The following is a 25,835-nucleotide window of genomic DNA, read 5'->3' as shown; positions in this document are numbered from 1 at the left end:
ATGATCTTTAAGCTGACCCATGACCTTGTGGACAGACCGTACGCATGTTACCTGAATAATTTGAGGTGCACACTGTGAAATGTACTGTTTACGTATTAAGTGGGGGGAAAGTAAAAGCCTTTTTATGAGGCGTGCGAAAGCCCGTAAATAATTCGTAATCGGTATAAAGCATGTCTGGCATGCGCAGGTATCTGTCGAAATAGTTATCAATTTAGCTCTGGTATTGGGTCGCTTCCTTATATCTTCGACTTAAATGGAAGCGCATCTTGTTTTTCTTTAAAAGTTTCTTTTCACATGATTGAAAAGGAACTTCATTATTTATTTGTCAGCAAATCAATTAAAATAACTTCATTCTGGTGACTTTTTATTCTATGTTTGATAAAAAATCAGGGAATTTACAGGTACTTTAGTGAGTTAACGACAAATCTTTGTCGATAATTAATCGACTTTTAAACTTTTTCTCTGTTTATGCGTTATAATTCGGTCGCTAGGGAGTATTCCCATGCGATATATAATTATATCAAAAAATTCACGCTCAGCAAACAGGTTTATTGACAATGAGTGAAGTAAGTTATAAAGAAATCAGTGATGAAGAAGAGGGGCAACGTTTAGATAATTATTTAATTCGTATTTTAAAGGGTGTCCCCAAGAGTCATATATACAGAATTATTCGAGGTGGCGAAGTTCGCGTCAATAAAAAAAGAGCTCAGGTCAGTTCGCGTTTGCATGCTGGAGACATGGTACGAATTCCTCCTGTCCGAACCTCAGAAGCTAAAGAAGTTTTTGTTGGTGATGCTTTGGCAAAACGGCTTAATGAATGTATCATTTTTGAAGATCCATCCCTTTTGGTAATTAATAAACCGGCAGGTATTGCAGTGCATGGTGGCAGCGGATTGAGTCTGGGGGTTATTGAAGCATTAAGAAAGACCCGAACCGATTTATCGTATCTGGAATTAGTGCATCGCCTGGATAAAGAAACCTCAGGCTGTCTGATGCTGGCCAAAAAGAGAAGTGCACTCAGAGCCATTCAGGCTTTGCTGGAAGCTCGTGAAATTCAAAAAACTTACTGGGCTTTATTAACTCATCCCTGGGAAGGTAAAAAGAAAGTTACAGTGACCGCTGCTCTGGAAAAAAACACTTTGAAATCCGGTGAGAGAGTTGTTACCGTAAAGGAAGAAGGAAAAGCCTCTGAAACTGACTTTAAACTTCTGGAGAATTACAAGCAGGCATGCTGGGTTGAAGCATGCCCTAAAACAGGCCGTACGCATCAGATTCGCGTGCACAGCGCACATTTGGGGCATGTTATAGTTGGTGATGAAAAGTACGGATCTCTTGCAGGAGAAGTGGAAGGGATAGATAATCACCACAGTCGTCTTTATTTACACGCGAGAGCCATTCAATTTAATCTGAATGGCGTAAAACAGCTGTTTCAGGCAAATCTGGATAACCGATTCGCTGAAACACTGAAAAATTTGCGTGCAAGGAGCATAGTGAGCAATGAGTAATCCATATCAATTAGTGGTTTTTGACTGGGAAGGAACAATTGCAGACACTTTGGGTTTAATATTGCACACCGTGGCAAATGAGGCCAGTCTGCTCGGTTTTGGTGAAATAGATCCTAACCAAGCCAGAAAATACGTGGAACTGGGTTTAGTTCAGGCTATTAAAAAACTCTTGCCACAACTATCCATGACTCAGCATGAGCAATTATTGCAAGCCGTTCAGCATGCAATGATTTCACGCCCCTCAGAAGTCTGTTTGCTGCCTGGGGTGTTGGAATTTATCCATAAATTACACGATGCAGGAATAGATCTGGCCATTGCCTCTAATAAGGGCCATCAGTCTTTGTTGCGGGCTCTCCAAACCACGGGGCTGGATGAATTGTTCAAGGTTACCCGCTCTGCAGGCCAGGTTCCAGCCAAACCCTGTCCGCAAATGCTGGAAGAAATTATGGATGAATTTGGTTGTAGTGCCTCATCCACCTTGATGATAGGTGATTCGTCAACCGATATGGAAATGGCGGCACAAATCAATGTTAACGCCATTGGCGTGGATTTTTATCATCAGCAAGAAGCTTCTCTCATGGCAGCAGGTGCTTTGGCAGTATTTGATGATTATCAGAAATTGGCGGACTTCATACAGTTGCCCAATATGTAAAAGGGAGTATCAGGCTTTGAGTACCTTAACCAGTTTACCCAATTTATTAACTTTGCTGCGCATTGTTCTTATTCCTGTATTTATCATGATTTTCTATTTGCCCTTTAAATGGGCTCATTTAACCGCAGCAATAATCTTTGCTGCGGCATCGTTCACCGACTGGCTGGATGGTTATTTGGCTCGAAAACTGAAAATGATGTCTCCTTTTGGCGCTTTTCTTGATCCGGTTGCCGATAAATTATTAGTTTCAACCAGTTTGTTATTATTGGTCGGCGCCAAAGACATTAATTATATTACTATTCCCGCTATAGTCATCGTAGGCCGTGAAATTGTTATTTCCGGTTTACGGGAGTGGATGGCCGAGATCGGACGGCGTGCAAGTGTTACAGTGGGATATATTGGTAAAGTCAAAACAACGTTCCAAATGATCGCTTTGGTTTTATTGCTTGCTTTCAATCCGGTTGATTCATGGTGGGGGCTCAGCGGATTTATTCTCCTGTATGTGTCCGCAATTTTAACGATTTGGTCTATGGTTATTTACTTGGGCATCGCGTGGCCCGAGTTAATGAAAAAAAATTAAAATTGGTGTTGACACCAAGTTTAATTTCGGTAGAATCACACCCCGTAGAGACGCGGGAATAGCTCAGTTGGTAGAGCACAACCTTGCCAAGGTTGGGGTCGCGAGTTCGAGTCTCGTTTCCCGCTCCAAATTAAAGCGACGACAAAGTCGCTTTTTTTTTAGAGCATTAAAGAGATACAAAAATGGGGCTGTGTGGCAGAGTGGTCATGCAGCGGCCTGCAAAGCCGTGTACGCCGGTTCGATTCCGGCCTCAGCCTCCAAAATCGTCAATTGCCCAGGTGGCGAAACAGGTAGACGCAAGGGACTTAAAATCCCTCGGACCAAAAGTCCGTGCCGGTTCGATTCCGGCCCTGGGCACCAAATATAATCTTACCAGATTTACATATATTCCATCCTTATTTATAAAGCTTATCTCTAATTTCAAAAAGAAATCAATTAACACGTCGTCCTGAGCACGTCTTTTTGCGCGAAGGATCTCCAAATACTGGCACCATACTTTCAGGAGATCCTTCGCGCAAAAAAGACGCGCTCAGGACGACGTGGACTTGATGTAGTGAAACGAAATCAAAGTCTTACATAATCCATCCCGGCTGCGAGCAGACCGGGCTACCGTCTTGTATTTACTCGGTGGTATTTCTTGACACGATGTTCTGCGACACATTACGGTAATTTATACGGTATTTTTCACTCTGCAGCGCTTGTATCATTTGTTCCTATTTGATGGATATTATCGTACAACATACGGTAATATCCTGAATGAAATTAATCTATGGTGTTTCTAATTTGTTCTGGTGGTCGGATGCATATGAACTTTGTAAAAGAAGAAGCAAAAATAATTCCCCAGTGTCGTTTAAGGCTTTTAGATTTATTCAAAATCTTAAATTCTGACAGTTTCAATTTTTTATGCAGTCTTTCCGATGAACCAGTTTGCCAATACAAACTGGGTTGGCAAAAAATTATTTTTGTTAATGATCCGCACATTGCAGAACATATCCTTAAAGATAATATCGCCAACTACCCAAAAGATAATTTTTATAACATGATTGAACACGTTATTGGCAAGAATATTCTTACCACTAATGATCTGGACTATTGGAACGAACACCGCAAACTGATGGCGGGCTTATTCCATCATCAGTCGATTCAGAACATGTTTGACGACATTAATCAGACTGCCCAAAACTACATTAATGTAATACAGGCACAAAAGCGCATTAATATGAATCAGTTCTGTACCTCAATGACTTTGGAAGTCATTACCAAACTGATGTTCGGTTCCAACATCGGGCAAGGGCAAATTGAGCAACTGGCACACCATATTGATTACTTCACCAATTTGCTGGTGAATCAGCGTAAATTGTGGGCATTACCTTTTATTCCCAAATTAAGTTCCAAATTTAATCGCAGACAAAAAGAATTTAACAGCACACTGATGAATATCATGTCCAACTGCCAGGGGTTAGACACTGATAATTTCATCACCAGAATGCAACAGCATTTAAACCAGCAAAACCACGCTTTATTCTCTTCAAAAGAGTTGATATCAGAAGCTGCCTTAATCCTTTTTGCCGGCCATGAGACCACTGCTACAGCCCTGATGTGGACTTTGATTACACTTTCAAAGTTTCCTTCAATACGGCAACAGATCAGGGAAGAGATTAATCAGGTATGTCATGATGGCCTGGTTACTATGGAACATTTAATGAAAATGCCTTTACTTGATCACCTGATAAAAGAAGTTTTAAGGCTTTACCCACCATTTCCGGCAGTACCCAGGGTTTGTCTTCAAACGGATGAAGTGATGGGTTATACCATACCTGCTAAGGCCACTGTCATTCTTAATATAGCCGGCATCCACCGCAACCCTGATTATTGGTCAGAGCCCCATAGTTTTGATCCCGAACGATTCGTCGAAAAACTACCCCACAAATTCTCATTCTTGCCTTTTTTAAATGGTCCCAGAATTTGTATTGGCCTTAATCTGGCCATGCTGGAATTAAAAGCCATGCTGGTTAACCTGCTACAAAATTTTGATTTGGATTTATTGCCCGGTGAAGAACCGCAACCCAAACATGTGGTGTCCTTACAGACCCAATCTCCTGTCTTTATGTCAATCACCAATCTGATTTAGGAGTTGTATTTATGAGCATTGCATCAGAATGTCAGCACACTTTAAAACCCTACATCAGACGCTTGCGCCCTCAGGATGAAGCAAAGTTTATTGAATTGCTTACCGCAGTTTATGGCCAGAGCTACTCTTATCAGAATTTGTATCTCAAGGGTGAATTTGCAGCATTATTGCAAAGTGGAAAATTGATTTCATATGGAGAATTTACCTCGGATCGTCGTTTAGTCAGTCACAGTGGTTTTTGGGTGAAAGAACAGGATGGCGATTACGCTGAATCCGGTGTTTCGTTCCGTCTTCCATACACCAATCTGGCCGCAACTGTATCCGATACTCACCAGGAGTGGCAAAATGCATTCCTGTCCCTGGCACAAAAATACAGTTTTATCCATCAGCAGTGCACTACATGGCATCCTTTGGCGCAACGTTATGCCAAAAAATACATGCGCGCTCAGGCATGTGGTGTGATCATGAATTATGTTGAAAATGAACGATTACAAGGGATACAAACAGACAGCAGGCAAATGCACAGTTTAATTATGACCACCGTTTTAAATCCCTTTATTTATCCGGTAAAAACAGCCTATGTTCCTCATGAGTTTTTTAACTGGATTCAGGACGCCTATACAAGGCTGGGATTACCGGTACAATTGAAACCTTGTGGTTCATCCCATACGCCATCCTGCTCCTTCGGGTTGCATTTAATAGAAGACAATCCATGCATTCAGTTGCAACGAAGACGCATTATTTTTCACCCGGATTCCAGCGAAAAAGTCCGAGACATTCCCTTTGCTCTATGCAAAACAGATTTGATTCATGTTCCTATGAGTGACTATGCATTAATGGCAGATATAGCGCCCTTGTTAATGCGACAAGGTTATTTCCCCTGCGGCATCAGGCCGCATATTTATCAGGATGATGAACTGATATTTCAACGTATTAAACCGTATCAAAGCCAGTTAGGGGATTGGTTAAGTGATATGAAGATCGCATGTAAATCAACGAAGGAATGGTTGGCCCAATGGCATATTCTTATACAGCAAATTTTGTCGACAGATTATTAATGAAATTGGATGGGTCTATAGCTCCCATCTGGAATCGTTTGTTTCTGGTCATTGATAAACCCATAGATGAAACAGTGCTTGTGCAGAGTTTCAGGCAACTTATTCTTGAAACACCAAGACTGAGAAGCCTTTGGGTTAAGGATGCACAACAGTGGCATGAGCAATCCTTTGCTACGATTCAGGCACGAATCAAACTGCCGTATGACAGGGAGCTTTTTTCTACCAATGAGCGGATCAGAAAGATACTCGCTAACCGTGACAATTCGCTGGCCGATTTACCTGTCAGATTAAGCTATGGTGCGGTTAGTGATCATGGTCAGGAGGCTTCTCTTCTCACTCTTGAATTTCATCACGGGGCAGGGGATGGGCATTCCGTCATTTTACTGATTAAACGATTTTGGCAAATCCTGGAGCATGCGCTTCATTCTGCTCCATTAAATCCAACACCAATCAGCCAGCCTGAATTAACGGATGGGATGATAATCAAGCGCATATTAAAACAACCAGGCCAATTCTTAAAATTAGCCAAAAGTGAAAACCGGCAATTGGCCAGAAGAGCTTCACCTTTAAAACATGAAGCACAACATATTGGTTTACCAACGCTCTTATCTTTTAAAGTGAATAAGGGACTGTTAGCCGAACTGAAACCATCGTCTTTATTTTACGCAGCCATTTTAGCCGCAATCATCCGCCTGGAAGATCAGGATGTGAGCAAAAACATCAGGCTTCGCGTTCCAGTGGATGTTCGCCAACCATTTAATTTATCATTTACCAGTATTGGCAACGCCTGTTCTGCAATAATTGTGGAATTTGATTTACAGGAAATGCGCTCCCTGTTTTACGCCAATCCACAAAGAATGATTCAGGTAATAGAAGCTAAATTCAAACAGCAACTGCGTTCCGAACTCTATATTGCCAATGCCCTGGAATGCCTGTTGGCAAGCAAAATAGCCAGCCAGTCCAGCATGCATCACGCAGCACCACAAGAATTATTAGGTAACCATCGCTCCAGTAGTCTGGTCATTACCTTCATGGGGGAAGTGAGTCATCTTATCACGCCACCACAACCTTTTAATTTGCTCGATGTCAGATCACATACCCCGGTTTGGGGAGTGAATGGCTTTATATATCAGGATAACATGCACATCAATCTCAGTTGTTTTGAGGGTATTTGGCCACCAGAGGTGCAACAACAATTTAGCCAATACATTATTGATTTTTTAACCAGGGATTCTATTATCGACAGGGTGGTAACATGAGTGATTTTTCAGTTTTACAGCATCCGTATGTTTATCTGCTTTTTATCAGCCTGCATTTGCTTTTTGGGCAATTCGGCTCGTCAATGCTTTACAGGCTTCGTTACGGCAAAAGTCCGCTTATCTGCTATCAGACAAAACAACCTAATCGGCATCAGCAAATGTCGCAATGGCTGGCTTTACCGGTAATTGTCTGGTTTGCGCTAATGACTTTGTTTCTGACTTCAGCTTCTTTTCGTAGTCTGCCAATGAACCAACCCATTATAAATATGTCACCTCTTTGGGGGCTGACTCTTGCTGCAATCTGTCTTCTGGGCATGCTTTATTGTCAATTTGCTATGGGACGTGCCTTTCGTATCGGTCAGGAAAGTGAGACATCGCAACAGCAGAGCACTCTGGTGGAGCATGGAATTTTTCGCTATTCAAGAAACCCGGTTTATGTCTTTTCTACTCTCTTTCTCTGGGTAGTTTCAAGTTGGGCTTGTACCATACCTGTTTTATTATCGCTTTTGTTGATTTCTATTCTTATTCATCAATTGGTGCTGATTGAAGAGCAATTCTTACACAAGCGTTTTGGTATGTCCTATCTGCACTATCAAAAAAGAGTGCCACGTTACGTTTATTTCTAGAGGTCTGCATTATGGATAAAGATCGGTTTTGGGGGATATCGCCTGCTTTGATTGAACGAGCCAGGCAAAAGCGAACAGCTTATGTAGTAGTGAAAATAATCACCCTTTTTAGTATTTGGGCAGCGGGAGCCGCATTGATTTTACAGCTTTCCTGGCCGGGTAAACTCATTGTTGGCTTGCTGTTAGGTTTTTTTATCAATGGGCTAATCCAGCTCATTCATGAGGCCTGGCATTACAATTTATTTAACAGTCGCAAGTTGAATGCGTTTTTCGGGCATTTTTTATCCTTTATTTTCCTGGTGCTTTATGCGCCGGCACGTCATGGCCATGTATTGCATCATCGCTATAACAGGACGGAGAAAGATCCTGATGCGTACAATACCGGTGAAGCCTCTCTGAAGCTGAACTTCATGTATTATGGGGTCTTTCTCATTGGTGCACCATTAGCCATAATCCATTTTAATTTACTCTATCCTTTGCAACAGTATAACCGCCAGCAAATCCTGAGGCATTGCCTGCAACTTGCCGTGCTTGTTTCAGTTTTAGGCTTCATCTGGTGGCTGGGTTGCCAGTTGAACTGGCAGCAACACATGGTGCAGTGCTGGTTGTTACCCATTTTACTTACCTCTCCATGGAATGGTCTTAAATCAGTTGCGGATCATTTTTGCAACCAGTGGAAGGGCGATCCCTTGCATACGGCAACTACTGTGAAATCAAATCGTTTCACGACTTATATCTGGAATGGGTTGAATTATCATATTGAACACCATTTATTTCCCGGAGTGCCCGGTTACAATTTAAAACAAATCCATCAGGAACTGGAGCCTTTGTTAGCGAAGGAAAAAGCACCGGTTTATTCGGGTTATGCAAAAATATGGTGGTCTGCATTCAGACGTGGTCCGGAAGTATTATTATGACGCCAGACATGAAGTGGTATCAGCACATTCGTTATGAATACCAGCGCTGGCCTTTATGGCGTTGGGATTTAAACTGGGCGTACATTCGGAAGAGTTTTAAGCACAGATGTGATCCGCTTACACTAACTGACTTTCAGCATTATCAGGCCATGCGGCAATGGACGGTAAATTATCTTGCGGCCAACACGGGCTGCCCAGAGCGTCATGTCAATATTGCTGCAGTGGGTGACATCATGTGGATTCGTGAAGGATGGCAAAATGCCCTTTCACCAGGAGTAAAAGATGTATTGAGTAAGGCTTCTTTAACCATTAACAATATGGAAACACCTATTGCACCCAATAAACCGGTTCCGCGACTGGTGTATGAAACCTTTCATTATAATGCACCTGTTGAGTACCTTGATAATTGGCAAGGACTGCCTGCATCAAGCCAACACCTGTTTTCATTATGTAACAATCATGCTCTTGATCAGGGAGTAGAGGGTTTGGAGGCCACTCGCCAGGCGATTTTGGCAAAAGATGCTCGTTTTCATTGTATTGGTGGAGCTGGGGTTGATGAAGATTATCAAATCGTATCGTTAGACGGGATAACAATAGGTGTTTTTTCAGCCTCTTTTGGTATCAATCATTTGAAAGCAGGGGCTGCGCCACCACAAAGTATTCCTGTCCAGCATTTTGGTAACAGCCATCAATCACCGGATTGGGAGCGGATTAAAAAGACGTTGCACCATTTAAAAGCGCATTGTGATTTCATTATTTTTTACCCTCATTGGGGTTATGAATATGAATATTGGCCTGATCAATTGCAGCGTGACCATGCCCTGACGTTAATAGAACTGGGCGTTGATGTCATCATTGGCCATTCACCCCATGTGTTACAACCCATTGATTATGTGTCCATCAATCATTTTGATCCGGCCTGTCCTTTACAAGTTGAAAGAGAAGGGGCGGCAAAGCTGGGGATGATTGCCTGGTCCTTAGGTAATTTTTTATCGATTATGCCCACCTTGGCCTGCAAAACAGGCGTTATTTTACAGTTATCCCTGACCCATACAGGGAAGTGTTGGTCAGTAGATAAGGCAATGCCAGTTCCAGTATTTACCGGACGTCCCGAAAAAGGCGGCATGCTGCAAAGAGGAGTCATGTTGTTATCCGAACTTCCTCAAAAGCATCTTAATAAAAAATCGCAGATATTAGCTCATTGTCACCATTTATTTCCCATCATTAACGATAAGGCCACATTATGACAGATGAAAAAAAGCACAGCCAGGCAACTCAAAAACTTGATGCAATGTGTCACTCTATGGCGCAGGATTTAAGTGTCCATTTTGTTGATTCAGGGATGGACGAATACCGGCGTTTCTTGAATATGATGTTTCATTACACTTTAAAAAGTGGTGACCGATTGAAATTTGCCGCCGAAAAAGCCCTTCATCCCAAATTGAAACAAGTGTTTAGCGAGCTTGCTGAAGAGGAACAATACCATTATCGATTAGCACAGGCTGATCTGCAAAACATGGGAACTGAGCCTAGTGATGATTCACCCCCTGAGCCTGTGGCTTTTCATGAGTACTGGATGGGTATTACACCTGATGACCAGTTTGAATATGTGGGTGCCATGTATGTCCTGGAAAACATAGCCAGCCATATCAAGCCTTATCTCATGCCTCATTTTGCAAGACTTGCTTTGCAGCCAGGACAATCCAGATTCATCATGACTCATCTGGTTGCTGATGAAGATCATGGGCAGCGTTTAAAGGAATTAAGTGACGAAGCTCAGGGTAATGACGTGGAGCAAGTGATTAGAGGCGGCGAAAAAGCCAGGAAATTCTGGCTCGATATTCATGTGGCTACTTTGGTATAACGATTATGGTCAAACGAATCCTGTTAACCGGTATAAGAACTCCTGTGGGCTTAACTTTATTAAATAATCTGAGCGCCAGTGGTTATGAGGTTTATTGTGCGGACAGTTGTAAATATCCTTTGGTTCGTTTTGCGAAACGAAGCAGGGGGTACCGTCTTTTACCTTCACCGCGCTTTGAACCTTTAGTATTTAAGGAAGAGTTGATTGAGATTTGTGTTACATATCAAATTGATTTAATTATTCCCTTGTGCGAAGAAATTTTTTATGTGGCGCAGATAAAGGATGATTTACCTCAAGGGACAGAAGTATTTTGTGATGATTTTGAGTTGTTGGTTGCAGCGCACAATAAAAAAGAGGTATTGCAGTTGGTGGAGGGTTTACCAATACAGATACCTAAAACCAGATTATTGACTACGGATACCTCTTTTGCGGAAACTCGGAATAAAGTGATCAAGCAGATTTATTCACGATTCGGTACGGCTTGTTATAAAAATATAAGCTCCATACAGTTTGAGCAATTGAAAAAATCTCATTCTGGTGGCTGGTTGATGCAGGAGTATCTGCCAGGCAAAGAATACTGCAGCTACAGTATTGCTTCTAAGGGGAAGTTGCTCGCTCATACGGCTTATTTGCCCAAACATCGGCTTTATGATTCGGCTTCTATTTATTTTGAACCGGTTGAAGATGAGGATATTCGCCATTTCTGCGAGGCTTTTATCAGAAAATATAATTTTACCGGGCAAATTGCTTTTGATTTTATCCGCACGAGTAGCGGTTTATACATCATCGAATGCAACCCTCGTGCAACCAGTGGTTTGTTTTTATTAGCGCAACATGATTTAGCTGATCTTTTTGTTCAAAGAAAAGTGATGCAAGCGCCATTGTCTTCTCCGCAAATGTTGGGAGTAGCCATGCTCACTCATGGAATTTGGGATGCAATCAAAAGCAGACGCTTCAAAGGCTGGAGAAAGGATTTCAGGGTGGGTGAGGACGTCCTGCAATCAAAACGCTGTCAATTAAAAGCAGGCGCCCATGGATTTATCATAGCCATTGCCCTGTTTTCGCTTCTTCTAGGCGGAAAAAAGTTCAGAAAACAAACAACGGAAGACATTGAGTATCCTCCATTAGTGACTTGAGGTCATGCTGCCCCCGGGCTACAGTAAGCTTAAGCGCTTGGTGTGATTTTGCTTGCGTCTTTAACACTTTCTTCGATGTCATCTAATAGTTTGGCGGAAGCCGTTTTATGGACATGGAAGAACGAATGGTTATTTGCGAGATTAATTCCCCCTTTGATCAACAATCCTAATCCCGCAGTAAATATGCCTATGGCAAGATTCACGAGAAATTCTGACCAACCGCGGTGTTTATCCAGCGTTTTATGAGCTGTTTTTAAATACCCATCACATGATGTTTTAAATTCGCGATATTGTTCCTTAGTAGGATTATTGAAATACACTACGCCTGCCGCTGTTAAATCTCTTCTCAGATTTTTTGCCGCGAAATAAGCTTCTCTCAAGTTATGATATTGAGCAGTATCATTATTGAGCTTTGCTTCAGACAAGCGTGCCAACAGATTCGCAATTTTTTTATCAAGTGCACCAAACTTAAATTGCTTCTCAAAATTTTGTTCTGCTTGCAAGAGAGCAGGCTTAGCTCTCTCTGCTACAAAAGGTTTCTCTTCAGCAAATGCAACAGGTTGCTCTTCTTCCGAGCTTTCTTTATCAGACTCTGCAAGAACTGGCTGGGTAACCACATTGTCAACCAATGCGGCGGGTTGCTCTTCTTCTGAGCTTTCTTCGTCAGACTCCGCAAGAACTGGCTGGGCATCTACATTGTCAGATAATGCATTAGGTTGCTCTTCTTCTGAGCTTTCTTTATCAGACTCTGCGAGAACTGGCGGGGTAACCACATTGTCAGCGAATGCAGTGGGTTGTTCTTCTTCTGCGAGAAGTTCTGTTTCTATGACCTCTGTAAGTGTGCTCGTTGCCGGATGATTTATTGCTGCAGGTCCTGGTAAGTTATCCAGACCTTCATGACCATCATCGTGTTTTTTTTCTTCAGTGGCTGTCAGATTAGAAGGTTCTCTGGGAGTAGAATTGTCCTCTACATCAGAGCTGGAACTTGCAACATGCTCTACTTCTTCAACCACTTCCTCGTTTGGTTCTGCCAGCAGGACATCAGTTTGAGGTAAAACGTCAACATCCGTTTGTGGCTCATCTACCCCATCATCCGAAGGTTCAAGGAGAACAGGAGCATTTTCTTCATCGGAGCTGGAATGTGCAACGTGCTCTGCTTCCTCAAGAGCTTGCTCTTCCTGTTCTGCCTGAAGAATATCCGTTTGAGGTAAAACGTCTATAACCCCTTGTTGCTCATCTATTCCATCATCTGAAGGTTCAGCAGGGAGAACAGGAACGTTTTCTTCATCGGAGCTGGAACGTGTAGCATGTTCTGCTTCTTCAAGAGCCTGCTCTTCCTGTTCTGCCAGAAGAATATCCGTTTGAGGTAAAACGTCTGTAACCACTTGTGGCTCATCTACCTCATCATCTGAAGGCTCAGGAGGAGGATCGTTTTCTCCATCAGAGCTGAAGCTGAAAATATCTTCACCATCTTCTTCATAATCAGCAGGATCAACCTCATCAAAAGGATCATCCTTTAAATCTATAATTTGTCTACGTCGAGCTTTTGCTTTTAATTCATCTGAAATGAACGTGCTGAATGTTAAATGATCATCTAAAATTGTTGATAATTGCCCATCAGGAACTTTTGCCAAAGCCTGATAATGCTGTTCGCGCAATGCTGTTATGTGTGCCTGATATTCTTCGAGGTTACTGTCTTTGATTTGTTGCAGTTTCGGAGGTAATACAAATCGCTCATCAAGACTGTCTATCCAGCCTGGATTTTGCAGCGCATAGCCAATAAATTCAACACAAAGAGGGCCGCAAGAAACCAGTCTTCCATTATCCTTATCCCTGGTTTGCACTTCATGAGGGGATAATACTAAAGATTCACCACCTATCAGGACATGGCTGGGCAGTTTTAATTTTTTTACCACCTGTTCGGGAGAGCCGGTAGGGTTAAATAAGAATGTAGTCAGTCTGGGTTCACCCTTCACTATGTCTTTACGAATGATTCCGGCATAGTAATGAGCACTGCCAATTTCCGGTTTTATGATAAAGGGGTAATAACGTCTGTCAGGTGCCTCCACTAATTGCCTGACGCACAGTGCGATTTCTTCATCAATATCGTGTCTATTATATGTGTCAAAAAACACATAGGGATCCATAAATTGATTTCTCTGGGACTCAGGGAGGTCTTGATGCATCGCCCATACAAGACGTAATACGTCTTCGTTGTCATACCAGGTTTCAAAAAGGCGGCTGTCTTTGTGTTCGCGGCTGATAAAATCAGTTTGTGCCTGAGTTAAACCACTTTTATTCTCGGGCGTATTGGCGTCTGAACTGGCTGCTATTACTGGCATCAACAGGCGATTCATGATCAACTGCTCATACTCTCCAAGTTTTGGTTTTTGGGAAGCGTCTGCTTTAATCCATTGCTCATAAATCTGATTGGGATGAATTTCTTCAAATTTATATTCGGAAATAAATAGGGCTGCGTCTGCTGTTAAGTCACTACCAAGCAGTTTTATCGCAAGCTCGCGGGGAACAGAAACAATATTAAACAGATATTGGCTGATCTGATTTGCAGTGGTAATTAATTCTGCGAATTCTTTATATAAATTCTTTTTCTCTTTAAGAGAGCGAGCTGTCAGCTGAACGTGTTTTTTTAATAAGTCAAAACCATAAGGGTTAACTGCTGAATCCTGTCCTAATAGAGGCAAGAAGTGATTTAATTGTGTGTCATCCCGATTTTGGCAATCAACACTGCCTTCTCCTTTGGCCGTTCTTTCCCAATGTCCACCCGTCTGGGCGCCCTCGGCTCCACCGTTATGAAATATGTTGACCTGAGCTACAGGATCTTGCGCTACGATTAATCTGCTGGGGCCATCCTGGGGAGTGTATTGCAGGCTTAAACCTAAATATTGCCCTACATCGGTAAATAATTCATCGGGTGCCAAACTCTCATAACGAGCTGTTTTTGGATTGAGGTCGGTATAATTTTTAATAAGCTCTTCGGGAGAGACTTCATTAGCCTGTGCGATGATAGCGATGAAATCATTGCTAATCATCTTGTCTTTCATAAACAAACGTAAAACTGGTCCCATAATAATTTGCGTATCAAATGCATTATAAGATCCCAAAACATCAGCAAACTGCTTCCAGCTGAATTCCGCGGGATTAAAGCCGTAAAAAGCGGCAAATTTATCCTTCAACAGCAAATAATCAGCATTGTGCTTGTTATCGTAGTCAGCATGCTCTCTGAACTTTAACAGTTCTTCTTTTATTTCTGGTGTTAAAGCGTGTAAAGGGCAGTTATTTAATACGGCTGACAGTTTTGGAAAAGGCATGATTACTCCTATGATATATTAGAAGATTATAAGTTATTTTAATTAAGGGATTATTAAGGTTTTAAAACCGTGAGCATTTGTGAGTGATGTTCTAGCTATATCCTCAGCCCCAGTTTTTCTCTACAATAGAACTTTCACTTAAAATATACTGACTATGTATAAACCATTAGCACTCTTTATAGGGTTGCGGTACACCCGTTCACGGAAAAAGAACCATTTTGTTTCTTTTATCTCTTTAAGCTCTATGCTGGGTATTGGCATGGGCGTTATGGTATTGGTTACTGTCCTGTCAGTGATGAATGGCTTTGATCATGAAATCCATAATCGCTTTTTTGGTATGGCTCCTGAAATCACAGTGACGGGGCTCAATGAAAAGTTAAAAGATTGGCCTGATTTGGAAAAAAAACTGCAAGGCATTCCCGAGATTAAAGCGATTGCCCCTTATGTCGGTGGCCAGGGTTTGTTGACTCATGAGGGACAGGTTTTGCCTATAGTCCTGACAGGAGTATTGCCTGAAAAAGAGGAGGCCGTTACTCATCTTAATGATAAATTGCTGGCAGGATCCATGAACGATTTGAAGCATTTCGGGATTATCCTGGGCAAAGGTCTGGCAGACAGCCTTGGGGTAATGTTAGGTGATAAAGTGACCATCATGATTCCTCAGGCAACGGTGACGCCGGCGGGCATGATTCCTCGGTTTAAACGCTTCAATGTGGTTGGTGTTTTTTCTGCAGGAACCGGTTTTAACTTTGATACCAAACTGGCCTTTATCAACATCGCTGATGCACAGAAGCTATTGCAGCTGGGTGATGATGTGACCGGCGTTAAAATGAAAATTAATAATGTTTATCTGGCTCCTGAATTATCTGAACGCATATCCAATGTTTTAGGTGAAGAGTATCAGGTAGGTAACTGGACACAACAATTTGGTGCATTTTTCGAAGCGGTGAAACTGGAAAAAACCATGATGTTCATGATTTTACTGCTGATTATTGCTGTCGCCGCCTTTAATCTGGTGTCTTCATTAGTCATGGTAGTGAATGACAAACAGGCTGAAATAGCTATTCTAAGAACTATAGGTGCCACACCATCTACTATTTTATGGGTATTCATAGTACAAGGAATGATGGTTGGAATTGTCGGCACTACTCTTGGTTTGGGCGCTGGTCTTATTTTGGCCAGCAATGCCACAGCTATAGTGAATTACCTGCAATCCCTGTTTCATGTGCAGGTTTTATCTTCCAGTATTTATTTTGTGGATTATTTACCCTCTGAAATTTTATTCAGTGATCTGTGGCAGATTTGTGCCATGGCTTTATTAATGAGTTTTGCTGCGACAATTTATCCCGCCTGGCGCGCCTCAAAAACGGTAATAGCGGAGGCTTTGCATTATGAGTAATGTCATTTTAAACAGTCAGAAATTATGTAAATCCTACAATGATGGTTCTGCAAATGTAGAAGTATTAAAAGGAATTGATTTAACCATAGCCAAAGGGGACAGGATTGCCATTATTGGTCCATCCGGTTCTGGTAAAAGTACCTTATTGCATTTGATGGGTGGCCTTGATAAACCCACCAGTGGGGAAGTCACCATCAGTGATGTGGATTGGCAAAAAATCAGTGAAAAACAACGTTGCCAATTACGGAATCAACGGTTAGGATTTGTGTATCAGTTTCACCATTTGCTACCAGAATTTACAGCGGTTGAAAATGTGGCTATGCCTTTATTATTATCGGGTATGGCGGTAAAAAATGCCGAGCAACAGGCTTCTGACATGTTAGAACATGTCGGTTTGCAACACAGAAAGGAACATAAGCCGGCGCAATTATCTGGCGGAGAACGCCAGAGAGTAGCCATAGCGCGGGCTTTAGTGCATCAGCCCCATTGCGTTTTGGCTGATGAGCCTACAGGTAATCTGGATCAAACCACAGCATCCAAAGTTTTTGATTTGATGCTCGATTTAAATAGACAGATGAATACGGCTTTGGTTATAGTGACTCATGATCCACAAATTGCACAACGCATGGATAAAGTGTTTGTGTTGCATGAGGGTACTTTATCTCTACAGGATTAGTATTAAAAACAAGGAGTAATAAGGATGTTAACCAAGAAAGATTCAACCATTGCGAAAAATGATACTGAAGAACAATCATCATCACTGCCTAACAGCAGTTCCTTTATGATGTTATTTTCACGCAGAAAAAGATCAAGCTCTCATCCATTATCAAGAACTTCGGCGTTAGAAGGGGATGTTGGTGATGATTTGATTAAACCTGAGACAGCAACATCTCCCAGAGGTTTTATCCCTGGTCTGGATTTTAATCAGAAAGAATATGATGAGAAAGATGCAGGTGCTCCAATACCAAGTGCCGAACTGACTTCACCAAGATTATTTACTCCGAGAAATAAACCTTTGTCGAGGGCAGCATCTACTGAAGCAGGAATAACCATTGCAGAGTGTCAATGTGAGGAAAATCGTCCTGCTGTTGCATCGTTGTAACGGCATTTACGCCCGATTCGTAGCCCGTATTAGGCGATAGCCGTAATACGGGAAATACTGGGTTCATGAGTATGACGCTCCCGTATTACGGCTATTGCCTAATACGGGCTACATTTTAATAATCAGCATGCCCCGGTGTTCTGGGGAATGGTATCACGTCACGTACGTTGCTGACTCCGGTGACATAACTGATTAAGCGCTCAAATCCCAAACCAAAACCAGCATGAGGAACTGTACCGTAACGGCGCAGGTCTCTGTACCATTGGTAGTGTTCTTTATTGAGATTACATTCATCCATACGCTTATCCAGAATGTGCAGGCGTTCTTCACGCTGGCTTCCGCCGATGATTTCACCTATTCCTGGTGCTAAAACGTCCATAGCGGCAACCGTTTTTTCATCATCATTCAGCCTCATATAAAAGCCTTTGATTTCCTGAGGATAGTTGGTCAGGATTACCGGTTTTTTGCAGAGTACTTCAGCCAGATAACGTTCATGCTCTGATTGTAAATCCAATCCCCAACTGACCGGGAATTCAAACTTGTGACCACAGGATTCAAGCGTTTTAATGGCATCGGTATAGGTCATTATTTCAAAATCGGCATCGGCCATAAGTTCCATGCGCTCAACACAACCAGGAGATACGAACTGATTGAAGAAGTCCATGTCATCTGCCCGTTCGTTTAATACGGTTCTGCATAAATAGCGCAGCATTCTTTGGCTTAAATCACAAATGTCATTCAGAGTGGCGAAAGCAATTTCAGGTTCAACCATCCAGAATTCTGCCAAATGACGGCTGGTGTTGGAGTTTTCTGCACGGAAGGTTGGGCCGAAGGTATATACCTTGGACATAGCCATGCAATAGGCTTCAATGTTGAGTTGACCTGATACGGTTAAAAACGTTTCTTTACCGAAAAAGTCTTTAGTGAAGTCGATTTGACCCTGATCTGTTTTAGGCAGATTCAGTAAATCCAGAGTGGAGATACGGAACATTTCTCCAGCACCTTCGCAGTCGCTGGCAGTAATGATAGGGGTATGTATCCAGAAAAAACCTTGCTCATCATAAAAGCGGTGTATGGCCTGAGCCAGACAATGACGTATGCGAGTTACTGCACTGATGGTATTAGTGCGGGGGCGCAAGTGGGCAACATCCCTTAAAAACTCGAGGGTATGGCGTTTGGCTTGTATGGGGTACGTGTCCGGATTTTCTACCCAGCCAACCACTTCAATCTGCTCCGCCTGAATTTCAAAAGATTGTCCTTTACCTTGAGACGTAACCAGTTTACCCGTAGCAATCAGGGAGCATCCGGCATTCAGTTTTACTACTTCATCATGGTAATTAGACAAGGCGTCTGTAGCTACAATTTGAATAGGGGAAAAGCAGGAACCATCATGCAGGCTGATGAATGATAATCCTGCTTTTGAATCACGGCGAGTTTTAACCCATCCTCTGACTGTGACGGTTTCATCAACACTGATTTCCCCATCCAGACATTGTTTTATGCTAAAGACTTCTGTCATTATGTACTCCAAAATCGGTAACGATACTTAAAATGCGATAATACACTAAATCAGGACATACGAAAATCAGCAGGAGTGATACATGAAACAAAGAGTTTTATTGGTGTTGTTGTGGTGTTGTGCTGTTCATGCAATGGCTGGTGATACCGTCTTAAAATTATATAGGCCTTTTGGTGATGTGGTGGAACAGGTGAAGCCGGTAGTGACCAGGGTTGTAGATGGAGTATGTTATAGCCAGTCGCAATTGATTACGCGTGAAGATGCCTGGCGTTGTCAGGCGGAAGGTAGATTTTATGATCCCTGTTTTGTTAAAACAGGAGGCAAACGGATGGAAGCCCTATGTCCTCAGTCACCGTGGGTAGGGGATAGTGTACAGATTAATGTAAGTGCTCCTTTGAATAATGAGCAGCATGCGACCTTAGACATGTCCAGAACGTTTCCCTGGGCGGTGGAATTAGCTAATGGGGAGCAGTGTCAGGCGGTGCAGACTAATGAAGTGTATGATGCGATGCCGGTTCGTTATCGGTGTTCCAATAACAATCTGTTAATAGGTTATTTGCAGCGCTGCAAGACAGTTTGGAGTATGTTGGAGAAGACTCCGAATGGAGTGGTTACGGTGGATTTTGATAAGGTTTGGTTTTGAAAGAAGGAAAAATTACCCTCTCCCCCCGCCCTCTCCCGCGATTAGGCTTCAGCGCATTATTCCTGTTCCTTTCGCGGGCGAGGGGGCTTTAGATTGTGCCGCTTGTTGGAACGGTTCACTGATGGTAAACGGACATTCATTTTATGAAAAATAATGAATATAATATGTTCAGGCAATAGACCTAATTAGAATATGGCATTGAGCCAAAGCTCCCTCGCCCGCGAAAGGAACATGAATAGTAACTGAACCCTGTTCGCGGGGGAGGTATCCATACCGATTCTTGTAATTGTTATGAGAAAAATAATTTGGTTGGGTAATAAAGCTAATTTAATGTGGCATTGAGCCAAAGCTCCCTCATCCGCGAAAGGAACATGAATAGTAACTGAATCCTGTTTGCGGAGGAGGTATCCATACCGATTCTTGTCATTGTCATGAGAAAAATAATTTGGTTGGGTAATAGAGCTAATTTTAATATGGCATTGAGCCAAAGCTCCCTCGCCCGCGAAAGGAACATGAATAGTAACTGAACCCTGTTCGCGGGGGAGGTATCCATACCGATTCTTGTCATTGTCATGAGAAAAATAATTTGGTTGGGTAATAGAGCTAATTTTAATGTAGCATTGAGCCAAAGCTCCCTCGCCCGCGAAAGGACAATGAATAATAAACTGAAGCCTATTCGCGGGAGAGGGCGGGGGGAGAGGGTTATAATAGTGGTTAAAACTGATGAACAAATGAGACAGCGGGCTAAATTATTACGTCAAAACACTACAGATGCTGAACAACATTTATGGTTTTATCTCAGAGCTCACCGTTTACAAGGCTATAAATTCAAGCGCCAGGTTCCTATAGGAAATTACATAATCGATTTCATTTGCACTCAAAGAAAGTTGATTGTTGAACTGGATGGCGGACAACATATTTTAAATAAAGAATACGATGAAGAAAGAACTTCCTATTTAAATTCTCTGGGATATATCGTATTACGCTTTTGGAATGATGAAGTATTGTTAAACATCGAAAATGTGCTTGAGAGCATTTTCATGAGTTTGGAAGACCTCTGAGATACAAGACTCTCGGAACCTGTAGCCCGGTCTGCTTGCAGCCGGGATCGGGATTGCACATGTGATCCCGGCTGCAAGCAGACCGGGCTACCCTTTAGCTTGACGCCTCTGGAGCTGCTTTTTCAAAGGCGGGTAAGGTCAGGCAATAATCATTGATTTGATGAATCAGTGGATAAGCAGTCAAATCAAAATTAAAGCGTTTGGCGTTATAGACCTGAGGTATCAGGCAAATGTCTGCCAGACTAACTTCTGCACCAAAACTCACTGGCTTGCTGCGTTCCAACTGGCTTAACTGTGTTTCAAAAGCATCAAAACCAGCTTTAAGCCAATGGTGATACCATTCCGTGACCTGTTCCTGGCTGGCTTTGAATTGCTCTTTTAAACGATTTAATACTCTTAAATTATTAAGAGGGTGCATATCGCAGGCAACAATCAACGCCAGAGCCCTCAAATTAGCTTTAATCAAAGGATCTGCCGGCAGCAAAGGAATTTGCGGAAAGGCCTCATCCAGATAATCAATAATGGCCAGTGACTGGCTGATAATATGGCCATTCACATCCAGGCTGGGGACCAGCCCCTGAGGATTAATGTGCTGATACTCAGGGCTGTGCTGTTCCCCACCATTATTTACCAGATGAATCTCGATTTTTTCATAAGCAATGTTTTTCAGGTTCAGCGCAATGCGAACCCTGTAACACGCTGTAGATCTGAAATAATCGTATAATTTCATGCTTTATCCGCAGGGTAGCATTGTACTTGCTGATCTATAGCACCAAAAATACTGTTACCCTGTTTATCGAACATTTCAATGCGTATGGTATCGCCAAAACTCATAAACGGTGTTTTGGCTTCTCCCTGCTCGATAATTTCCAGCATCCTTTTTTCTGCAATACAGGAAGAACCTTTACTGCGATCCAGATTGGACACAGTGCCTGAACCTACGATTGTTCCCGCACTTAAAATTCTGGTTTTTGCGGCATGTTCAATCAGTTCAGGGAAAGAAAAGGTCATATCCACGCCAGCATCAGGCTGACCGAACAATTCATTATTCAGATGGCTTACCAACGGTAAATGAACCCGTCCAGCTTCCCAATCGGCGCCTAACTCGTCTGGAGTAATAGCAACCGGAGAAAAACTGCTCGCAGGTTTGGATTGAAAAAAGCCAAAGCCTTTAGCCAGTTCACCAGGGATTAAATTTCGTAAGGATACGTCATTGACCAGCATCAATAATTTAATGTGCTGTTCGGCATCCTTCTTGTTAATACCCATGGGCACATCATCCGTAATGACAGCAACTTCGGCTTCAAAATCAATGCCAAAGGTTTCACTTGCGGCGAAAACCGGATCTCTGGGGCCAATAAAGGCATCCGAACCACCCTGATACATTAATGGGTTAGTCCAGAAATCAGCGGGCATTTCTGCACCGCGTGCCTTGCGCACCAGTTCCACATGATTGACATAGGCACTGCCATCAGCCCATTGAAAAGCCCGGGGAAGAGGGGAGGTGCATTGCTCTTCATCAAAAGCAAAGCTGTTTTCCACAACACCTTCATTTAGCTGTTGGTAGACCACTTTAAGTTTGGCTTCAACCTGGCTCCAGTGATCCAGTGCATATTGCAGCGTTGGGGCAATTTGCGGCACGCGAATGGCAGTGGTCAATGCCTGATTGACCACACAGAGTTCACCATCGCGAGACAGTGCTGATTTTAAACTGGCAAGTTTCATAATGACTCCTTAGCAGCATTCTTTTAAGGTGCCACGTCGGACTTGATCCCGCTCTATTGCTTCAAACAAGGCCTGGAAGTTACCTTCACCAAAGCCCTGGTTGCCTTTGCGCTGAATGATTTCAAAAAATACGGGGCCGAAAATATTTTCTGTGAAAATCTGCAACAACAGGCCGTCTTTAGGATCTGCTTCACCGTCTATCAGAATTTTTTCAGCATTTAACAGGTGTACAGGCTCTTGATGCCAGGGCAGGCGATCACCAAGCATTTCATAATAAGTATCTGGAACGTCAAGGAATTTTACTCCCTGTTCTCTCAGGCTATGAACCGTTTCATAGATGTCTTCTGTAGTTAATGCGATATGCTGTATCCCTTCACCTTTATATTCCTGCAAAAATTCTTCAATTTGCGATACATCATCTTTGGATTCATTTAAAGGAATCTTGATTTTGCCGCAGGGACTTCCTAATGCTCTACTGATAAGCCCGGTCATTTTGCCTTTAATATTAAAAAAGCGAATTTCTTCAAAATTGAAAATGGACGCATAAAACTCAGCCCATTTATCCATGTTGCCACGAAAAACGTTATGGGTCAGATGGTCAATGTTTACAAGGCCGTTACCAGTTGCGGCAGATGTTTTATTCCAGTTCCATAAGTCGGTAAAGGGTTGGTGCGTATCATCAACAAAATAAATCACACTGCCACCAATAGCCTGAATAGCCGGTAAACCATGATGGGTTGCTGGAGCATCTTCAAAGGCTGTACCGCCATGCGTTATAGCGTATTGGAAGGCTGCTTGTGCATCACGCACTTTAAAACCCATAGCACAGGCGCCTGCGCCATGTGTTTTGGCATGTGCGGCAGCCTGGCAATCAGGCGCTGCATTGACAATAAACTGTATATTGCCTTGTTGAAACAGGGTGATATCCTGACTTTGATGAATCGCTACTGCCTGAAAACCCATTTCGATAAATTGCTGGTGCAATTTATTTTTATCTGGACCTGAAAATTCCAAAAAGGCAAAGCCATCTAATCCGCAGGGGTTACTTTTTGTTGTATTCATTGTCAGATTCTCCTTATATTCATTCCATTCAGACTGTTGTCCCTGAACATTACTCAACTGGTTGAACCAGGAATAAGCCATCAGATATAGGTAACAGGCTCACATGAACTCGCTTATCATTTTTGATTAATTCGTTCAGTTTTTTTATTTCCCGGGTTTGGGCAGTATTGTCATCAGGATCAGCTACATGGCCGTCCCAAAAGACATTATCTACAGCGATCAATCCTCGAGGTTTAATCAGTTTTAATGCCAGTTCATAATAGTTAACATAGTTGGTTTTATCCGCATCGATAAAAATAAAATCAAATTGTTTTTCCCAACCATCATTAATTAAAGTATAGAGGGTTTCAAGGGCAGGACCGATACGTAAATTGATTTTTTGATCCTGTTTTGCTTCTCTCCAGAATGGATGAGCCCTTTTAGTCCACTCTTCGCTGATATCACAGGTAATAAGCTGGCCGTCTTCTGGCAAAGCCAGAGCCATAGCCAACGCACTGTAACCGGTAAAAGTACCCAGTTCCAAGACTTTTTTAGCACCTGTCAAACGTAAAAGAAATTGCATGAATTGCGCCTGTTCAGGCGCAACCTGCATATTAGCCAGTTCCATAGTGGATGTTTCTTTGCGCAACCCCTGTAATGAGGGGTGTTCGCGCAGAGATTTATCCAGCATATAGTCATACAATTCAGGTGTAAGTGCTACATGTTTCATTTTACACCCCTGAATTAAGCCAGTTTTTCTTGAGCTAAAGTATCAGCAATTTCACTTGCAGGCAGATTGTCTTTGGCTGAGCGAGTAAAGATCTCAGTCAGTGACGTATGGATTCCATCAATTTGCTTGCTTACTTGTTCTTCTGGAGTGTGCAGATATTTAGACGCTGCAAAAATTAATCCGCCAGCATTGATCACATAGTCAGCAGCAAACAAAATTCCTTTTTCATGCAGTTTTTTACCATGATAACTGTGTGCCAGCTGATTATTGGCGGCACCAGCAATGATGGTCGTCTGCAGTTGGGGAATGCTGATGTCATTGATAATTGCACCTAAAGCGCAGGGGGCAAAAACATCACAAGGCACTTTATGAATGGATTCTGTAGGTACTGCTTTTGCTCCGAACTCGCGAACAGCTTGTTCTACTGCTGCTGGAGAAATATCAGCAACGGTAAGTGTTGCGCCTAATTCATGTAAATGTTGTGCCAGCAGAAAACCTACATGCCCCAAGCCCTGAATTGCTACATGAAGGCCTTTGAGACTGTCTTTGCCCAGTTTGAATGCAACAGCAGCCTGTATGCCGCGTAACACGCCTTTGGCAGTAGATGGTGATGGATCGCCATTATATTTGGACAGACTGGCAACATAATCTGTATGTTCTGCAATAATATCCATATCGCTTAATACGGTGCCACTGTCTAAAGCAGTGATGTATCGGCCATTTAATTCATTAATAAATTTACCAAACTGGTGCATGTAAGCATTTCTGTCAAATGAACCCTTGGGTTTCATGATGACTGATTTTCCACCGCCTAAAGGCAGATTAACTGAAGCAGCTTTAAAACTCATCCCTCTGGCAAGACGCATGGCATCGTTTAATGCAGCAGCAGTACTTGGATACTCAATGAAACGGCATCCACCCAAAGCAGGACCAAGTTTGGTACTGTGAATGGCAATCATAGCTTTCATCCCGGTTTCAGGATCCACTTTAAAATGTAAATCACCAAAACCATGAGCTAATGCGTATTCGAGGAAATCATCTTCTGCTATCGTTTGGTTATTGTTCGTTATATTATCAACAGACATCATTTATTTGGGCTCCTCTCACAATTATTTGGCACAAGTTATAGACCTATTTTTTCATGAAATCAATCATAAACTTCGTATACGATTCTATTTGACGCAGCTTGTAAAAAAATCCTCTGATCCTCGTCTCCGATCTACGTCGTCCTGAGCGCGTCTTTTTGCGCGAAGGATCTCCCGAAAGCGGCATGGTGCCAATATAGGGAGATCAACTATGTTTCAGAACATATTTTCAATGATTTAAATTTGCCTAATTTGACACATTTAACTTCGTTCCTGCATCTCTCACTCTGGCATTAGCAATAACAATGATTTTCCGCATTAAAGCAGTTAATGCCACCATTTTTTTCTTTCCAGCGGAAATAAGCTGATTAAAAAATGTTTTCAATGACGAGTTAGAGCGTCTGGCCGCCATAGCTGCCATAAATAACATAGATTTAACCCCGCTCCGTCCATAGCTTACGCGCCGATAACCG

General features: G+C 42.5%; 24 protein-coding genes, 3 tRNA genes and 1 pseudogene. 19 read left to right on the top strand and 9 right to left on the bottom strand.

Annotated features, from left to right (window positions below):
• Window positions 1-557 precede the first annotated feature (557 nt).
• The 14 genes from B094_RS0108140 (at window position 558) to B094_RS15920 (ending at window position 11,728) form a co-directional block, all read left to right on the top strand.
• On the top strand, window positions 558-1,505 hold the full coding sequence (locus B094_RS0108140; protein WP_018577314.1) for an RluA family pseudouridine synthase: 948 nt from the start codon (window positions 558-560) through the stop codon (window positions 1,503-1,505).
• Complete coding sequence (locus tag B094_RS0108135) at window positions 1,498-2,157, top strand: HAD family hydrolase (protein WP_018577313.1); 660 nt, start codon at window positions 1,498-1,500, stop codon at window positions 2,155-2,157. Before B094_RS0108140 ends, B094_RS0108135 begins: the two co-directional genes overlap by 8 nt.
• A gap of 16 nt (window positions 2,158-2,173) precedes the next feature.
• On the top strand, window positions 2,174-2,737 hold the full coding sequence (pgsA, locus tag B094_RS0108130; RefSeq protein ID WP_018577312.1) for a CDP-diacylglycerol--glycerol-3-phosphate 3-phosphatidyltransferase: 564 nt from the start codon (window positions 2,174-2,176) through the stop codon (window positions 2,735-2,737).
• Window positions 2,738-2,789: 52 nt separating this feature from the next.
• Window positions 2,790-2,865: transfer RNA gene (locus B094_RS0108125), tRNA-Gly, on the top strand.
• Between the two features lie 58 nt (window positions 2,866-2,923).
• Window positions 2,924-2,997 (top strand) — tRNA-Cys (locus B094_RS0108120).
• A 12-nt stretch (window positions 2,998-3,009) separates the two neighbouring features.
• A tRNA-Leu gene (locus B094_RS0108115) sits at window positions 3,010-3,097 on the top strand.
• A 445-nt stretch (window positions 3,098-3,542) separates the two neighbouring features.
• On the top strand, window positions 3,543-4,868 hold the full coding sequence (locus B094_RS0108110) for a cytochrome P450 (protein ID WP_162263951.1): 1,326 nt from the start codon (window positions 3,543-3,545) through the stop codon (window positions 4,866-4,868).
• Window positions 4,869-4,879: 11 nt separating this feature from the next.
• Window positions 4,880-5,926: a hypothetical protein gene (locus B094_RS0108105; RefSeq protein ID WP_018577310.1), complete on the top strand. Its 1,047-nt coding sequence runs from the start codon at window positions 4,880-4,882 to the stop codon at window positions 5,924-5,926.
• Entirely contained in the window at window positions 5,884-7,185 is a 1,302-nt protein-coding gene (locus tag B094_RS0108100; protein WP_018577309.1) for a non-ribosomal peptide synthetase family protein, read from the top strand. The genes B094_RS0108105 and B094_RS0108100 overlap by 43 nt, the downstream gene beginning before the upstream one ends.
• A complete protein-coding gene (locus B094_RS0108095) occupies window positions 7,182-7,811 on the top strand; it encodes a methyltransferase family protein (protein ID WP_018577308.1) in 630 nt (209 codons plus the stop codon). The genes B094_RS0108100 and B094_RS0108095 overlap by 4 nt, the downstream gene beginning before the upstream one ends.
• Window positions 7,812-7,822: 11 nt before the next feature.
• On the top strand, window positions 7,823-8,728 hold the full coding sequence (locus B094_RS0108090) for a fatty acid desaturase family protein (RefSeq protein ID WP_018577307.1): 906 nt from the start codon (window positions 7,823-7,825) through the stop codon (window positions 8,726-8,728).
• Window positions 8,725-9,975: a CapA family protein gene (locus B094_RS0108085; RefSeq protein WP_018577306.1), complete on the top strand. Its 1,251-nt coding sequence runs from the start codon at window positions 8,725-8,727 to the stop codon at window positions 9,973-9,975. The genes B094_RS0108090 and B094_RS0108085 overlap by 4 nt, the downstream gene beginning before the upstream one ends.
• Entirely contained in the window at window positions 9,972-10,592 is a 621-nt protein-coding gene (locus B094_RS0108080) for an iron-containing redox enzyme family protein (protein ID WP_018577305.1), read from the top strand. The genes B094_RS0108085 and B094_RS0108080 overlap by 4 nt, the downstream gene beginning before the upstream one ends.
• A gap of 5 nt (window positions 10,593-10,597) precedes the next feature.
• On the top strand, window positions 10,598-11,728 hold the full coding sequence (locus tag B094_RS15920) for an ATP-grasp domain-containing protein (RefSeq protein ID WP_018577304.1): 1,131 nt from the start codon (window positions 10,598-10,600) through the stop codon (window positions 11,726-11,728).
• 29 nt (window positions 11,729-11,757) lie between these two features.
• On the opposite strand, the gene B094_RS0108070 is transcribed toward B094_RS15920, so the two are convergent.
• On the bottom strand, window positions 11,758-15,057 hold the full coding sequence (locus tag B094_RS0108070; protein WP_018577303.1) for a hypothetical protein: 3,300 nt from the start codon (window positions 15,055-15,057) through the stop codon (window positions 11,758-11,760).
• Window positions 15,058-15,211: 154 nt separating this feature from the next.
• Here B094_RS0108070 and B094_RS0108065 point away from each other — a divergent pair, with 154 nt between their 5' ends.
• From B094_RS0108065 to B094_RS0108055, 3 genes are read left to right on the top strand one after another with little or no spacing between them, the layout of a single operon-like run.
• Window positions 15,212-16,456, top strand: coding sequence for a lipoprotein-releasing ABC transporter permease subunit (locus tag B094_RS0108065; RefSeq protein ID WP_026253943.1), 1,245 nt, complete (start codon window positions 15,212-15,214; stop codon window positions 16,454-16,456).
• The gene (lolD, locus tag B094_RS0108060; protein ID WP_018577301.1) at window positions 16,449-17,132 is read left to right on the top strand and encodes a lipoprotein-releasing ABC transporter ATP-binding protein LolD; all 684 of its coding nucleotides are present in this window, start codon (window positions 16,449-16,451) and stop codon (window positions 17,130-17,132) included. Before B094_RS0108065 ends, lolD begins: the two co-directional genes overlap by 8 nt.
• A 24-nt stretch (window positions 17,133-17,156) precedes the next feature.
• A complete protein-coding gene (locus tag B094_RS0108055; RefSeq protein ID WP_018577300.1) occupies window positions 17,157-17,558 on the top strand; it encodes a hypothetical protein in 402 nt (133 codons plus the stop codon).
• A 115-nt stretch (window positions 17,559-17,673) separates the two neighbouring features.
• On the opposite strand, the gene asnS is transcribed toward B094_RS0108055, so the two are convergent.
• Window positions 17,674-19,077 (bottom strand): asparagine--tRNA ligase, encoded by a 1,404-nt coding sequence (gene asnS, locus B094_RS0108050; protein WP_018577299.1) that lies wholly within the window; start codon window positions 19,075-19,077, stop codon window positions 17,674-17,676.
• Window positions 19,078-19,159: 82 nt separating this feature from the next.
• Between asnS and B094_RS0108045 the strand changes: the two genes are divergently transcribed.
• A complete protein-coding gene (locus B094_RS0108045) occupies window positions 19,160-19,720 on the top strand; it encodes a hypothetical protein (RefSeq protein WP_018577298.1) in 561 nt (186 codons plus the stop codon).
• Window positions 19,721-19,905: 185 nt separating this feature from the next.
• Here the strand turns inward: B094_RS0108045 and B094_RS0108040 are convergent, their stop codons facing one another.
• Window positions 19,906-20,349, bottom strand: coding sequence for a hypothetical protein (locus B094_RS0108040; protein WP_018577297.1), 444 nt, complete (start codon window positions 20,347-20,349; stop codon window positions 19,906-19,908).
• 81 nt (window positions 20,350-20,430) lie between these two features.
• Between B094_RS0108040 and B094_RS0108035 the strand changes: the two genes are divergently transcribed.
• Complete coding sequence (locus tag B094_RS0108035; protein ID WP_018577296.1) at window positions 20,431-20,781, top strand: endonuclease domain-containing protein; 351 nt, start codon at window positions 20,431-20,433, stop codon at window positions 20,779-20,781.
• A 94-nt stretch (window positions 20,782-20,875) separates the two neighbouring features.
• Here B094_RS0108035 and maiA read toward each other — a convergent pair whose 3' ends face one another.
• The 6 genes and pseudogenes from maiA to B094_RS0108005 all read right to left on the bottom strand — a co-directional run.
• Window positions 20,876-21,511: a maleylacetoacetate isomerase gene (gene maiA / locus B094_RS0108030; protein WP_018577295.1), complete on the bottom strand. Its 636-nt coding sequence runs from the start codon at window positions 21,509-21,511 to the stop codon at window positions 20,876-20,878.
• Complete coding sequence (locus B094_RS0108025; RefSeq protein WP_018577294.1) at window positions 21,508-22,506, bottom strand: fumarylacetoacetate hydrolase family protein; 999 nt, start codon at window positions 22,504-22,506, stop codon at window positions 21,508-21,510. Before B094_RS0108025 ends, maiA begins: the two co-directional genes overlap by 4 nt.
• A 9-nt stretch (window positions 22,507-22,515) precedes the next feature.
• Window positions 22,516-23,568 (bottom strand): 4-hydroxyphenylpyruvate dioxygenase, encoded by a 1,053-nt coding sequence (gene hppD, locus B094_RS0108020; RefSeq protein WP_018577293.1) that lies wholly within the window; start codon window positions 23,566-23,568, stop codon window positions 22,516-22,518.
• Window positions 23,569-23,617: 49 nt separating this feature from the next.
• On the bottom strand, window positions 23,618-24,277 hold the full coding sequence (locus B094_RS0108015) for a class I SAM-dependent methyltransferase (protein ID WP_018577292.1): 660 nt from the start codon (window positions 24,275-24,277) through the stop codon (window positions 23,618-23,620).
• Between the two features lie 14 nt (window positions 24,278-24,291).
• On the bottom strand, window positions 24,292-25,365 hold the full coding sequence (locus B094_RS0108010) for a Leu/Phe/Val dehydrogenase (RefSeq protein ID WP_018577291.1): 1,074 nt from the start codon (window positions 25,363-25,365) through the stop codon (window positions 24,292-24,294).
• Between the two features lie 244 nt (window positions 25,366-25,609).
• Window positions 25,610-25,835 (bottom strand): annotated as a pseudogene (locus B094_RS0108005) (hypothetical protein); the annotation flags it as partial.

This window comes from Legionella shakespearei DSM 23087, from assembly GCF_000373765.1.
In the GTDB taxonomy this organism is placed as follows: domain Bacteria; phylum Pseudomonadota; class Gammaproteobacteria; order Legionellales; family Legionellaceae; genus Legionella; species Legionella shakespearei.
This window is presented reverse-complemented; position numbering and strand designations above follow the sequence as displayed.

Coding starts and splice junctions, on each gene's coding strand:
- B094_RS0108015 (WP_018577292.1), bottom strand. CDS start 24,277: ATGAAACATGTAGCACTTACACCTGAATTGTATGACTATATGCTGGAT.
- B094_RS0108105 (WP_018577310.1), top strand. CDS start 4,880: ATGAGCATTGCATCAGAATGTCAGCACACTTTAAAACCCTACATCAGA.
- B094_RS0108140 (WP_018577314.1), top strand. CDS start 558: ATGAGTGAAGTAAGTTATAAAGAAATCAGTGATGAAGAAGAGGGGCAA.
- B094_RS0108045 (WP_018577298.1), top strand. CDS start 19,160: ATGAAACAAAGAGTTTTATTGGTGTTGTTGTGGTGTTGTGCTGTTCAT.
- B094_RS0108090 (WP_018577307.1), top strand. CDS start 7,823: ATGGATAAAGATCGGTTTTGGGGGATATCGCCTGCTTTGATTGAACGA.
- B094_RS0108110 (WP_162263951.1), top strand. CDS start 3,543: ATGAACTTTGTAAAAGAAGAAGCAAAAATAATTCCCCAGTGTCGTTTA.
- maiA (WP_018577295.1), bottom strand. CDS start 21,511: ATGAAATTATACGATTATTTCAGATCTACAGCGTGTTACAGGGTTCGC.
- B094_RS0108080 (WP_018577305.1), top strand. CDS start 9,972: ATGACAGATGAAAAAAAGCACAGCCAGGCAACTCAAAAACTTGATGCA.
- B094_RS0108065 (WP_026253943.1), top strand. CDS start 15,212: ATGTATAAACCATTAGCACTCTTTATAGGGTTGCGGTACACCCGTTCA.
- B094_RS0108100 (WP_018577309.1), top strand. CDS start 5,884: ATGGCATATTCTTATACAGCAAATTTTGTCGACAGATTATTAATGAAA.
- B094_RS0108055 (WP_018577300.1), top strand. CDS start 17,157: ATGTTAACCAAGAAAGATTCAACCATTGCGAAAAATGATACTGAAGAA.
- hppD (WP_018577293.1), bottom strand. CDS start 23,568: ATGAATACAACAAAAAGTAACCCCTGCGGATTAGATGGCTTTGCCTTT.
- B094_RS0108010 (WP_018577291.1), bottom strand. CDS start 25,365: ATGATGTCTGTTGATAATATAACGAACAATAACCAAACGATAGCAGAA.
- asnS (WP_018577299.1), bottom strand. CDS start 19,077: ATGACAGAAGTCTTTAGCATAAAACAATGTCTGGATGGGGAAATCAGT.
- B094_RS0108070 (WP_018577303.1), bottom strand. CDS start 15,057: ATGCCTTTTCCAAAACTGTCAGCCGTATTAAATAACTGCCCTTTACAC.
- B094_RS0108025 (WP_018577294.1), bottom strand. CDS start 22,506: ATGAAACTTGCCAGTTTAAAATCAGCACTGTCTCGCGATGGTGAACTC.
- B094_RS0108085 (WP_018577306.1), top strand. CDS start 8,725: ATGACGCCAGACATGAAGTGGTATCAGCACATTCGTTATGAATACCAG.
- B094_RS15920 (WP_018577304.1), top strand. CDS start 10,598: ATGGTCAAACGAATCCTGTTAACCGGTATAAGAACTCCTGTGGGCTTA.
- B094_RS0108135 (WP_018577313.1), top strand. CDS start 1,498: ATGAGTAATCCATATCAATTAGTGGTTTTTGACTGGGAAGGAACAATT.
- B094_RS0108095 (WP_018577308.1), top strand. CDS start 7,182: ATGAGTGATTTTTCAGTTTTACAGCATCCGTATGTTTATCTGCTTTTT.
- lolD (WP_018577301.1), top strand. CDS start 16,449: ATGAGTAATGTCATTTTAAACAGTCAGAAATTATGTAAATCCTACAAT.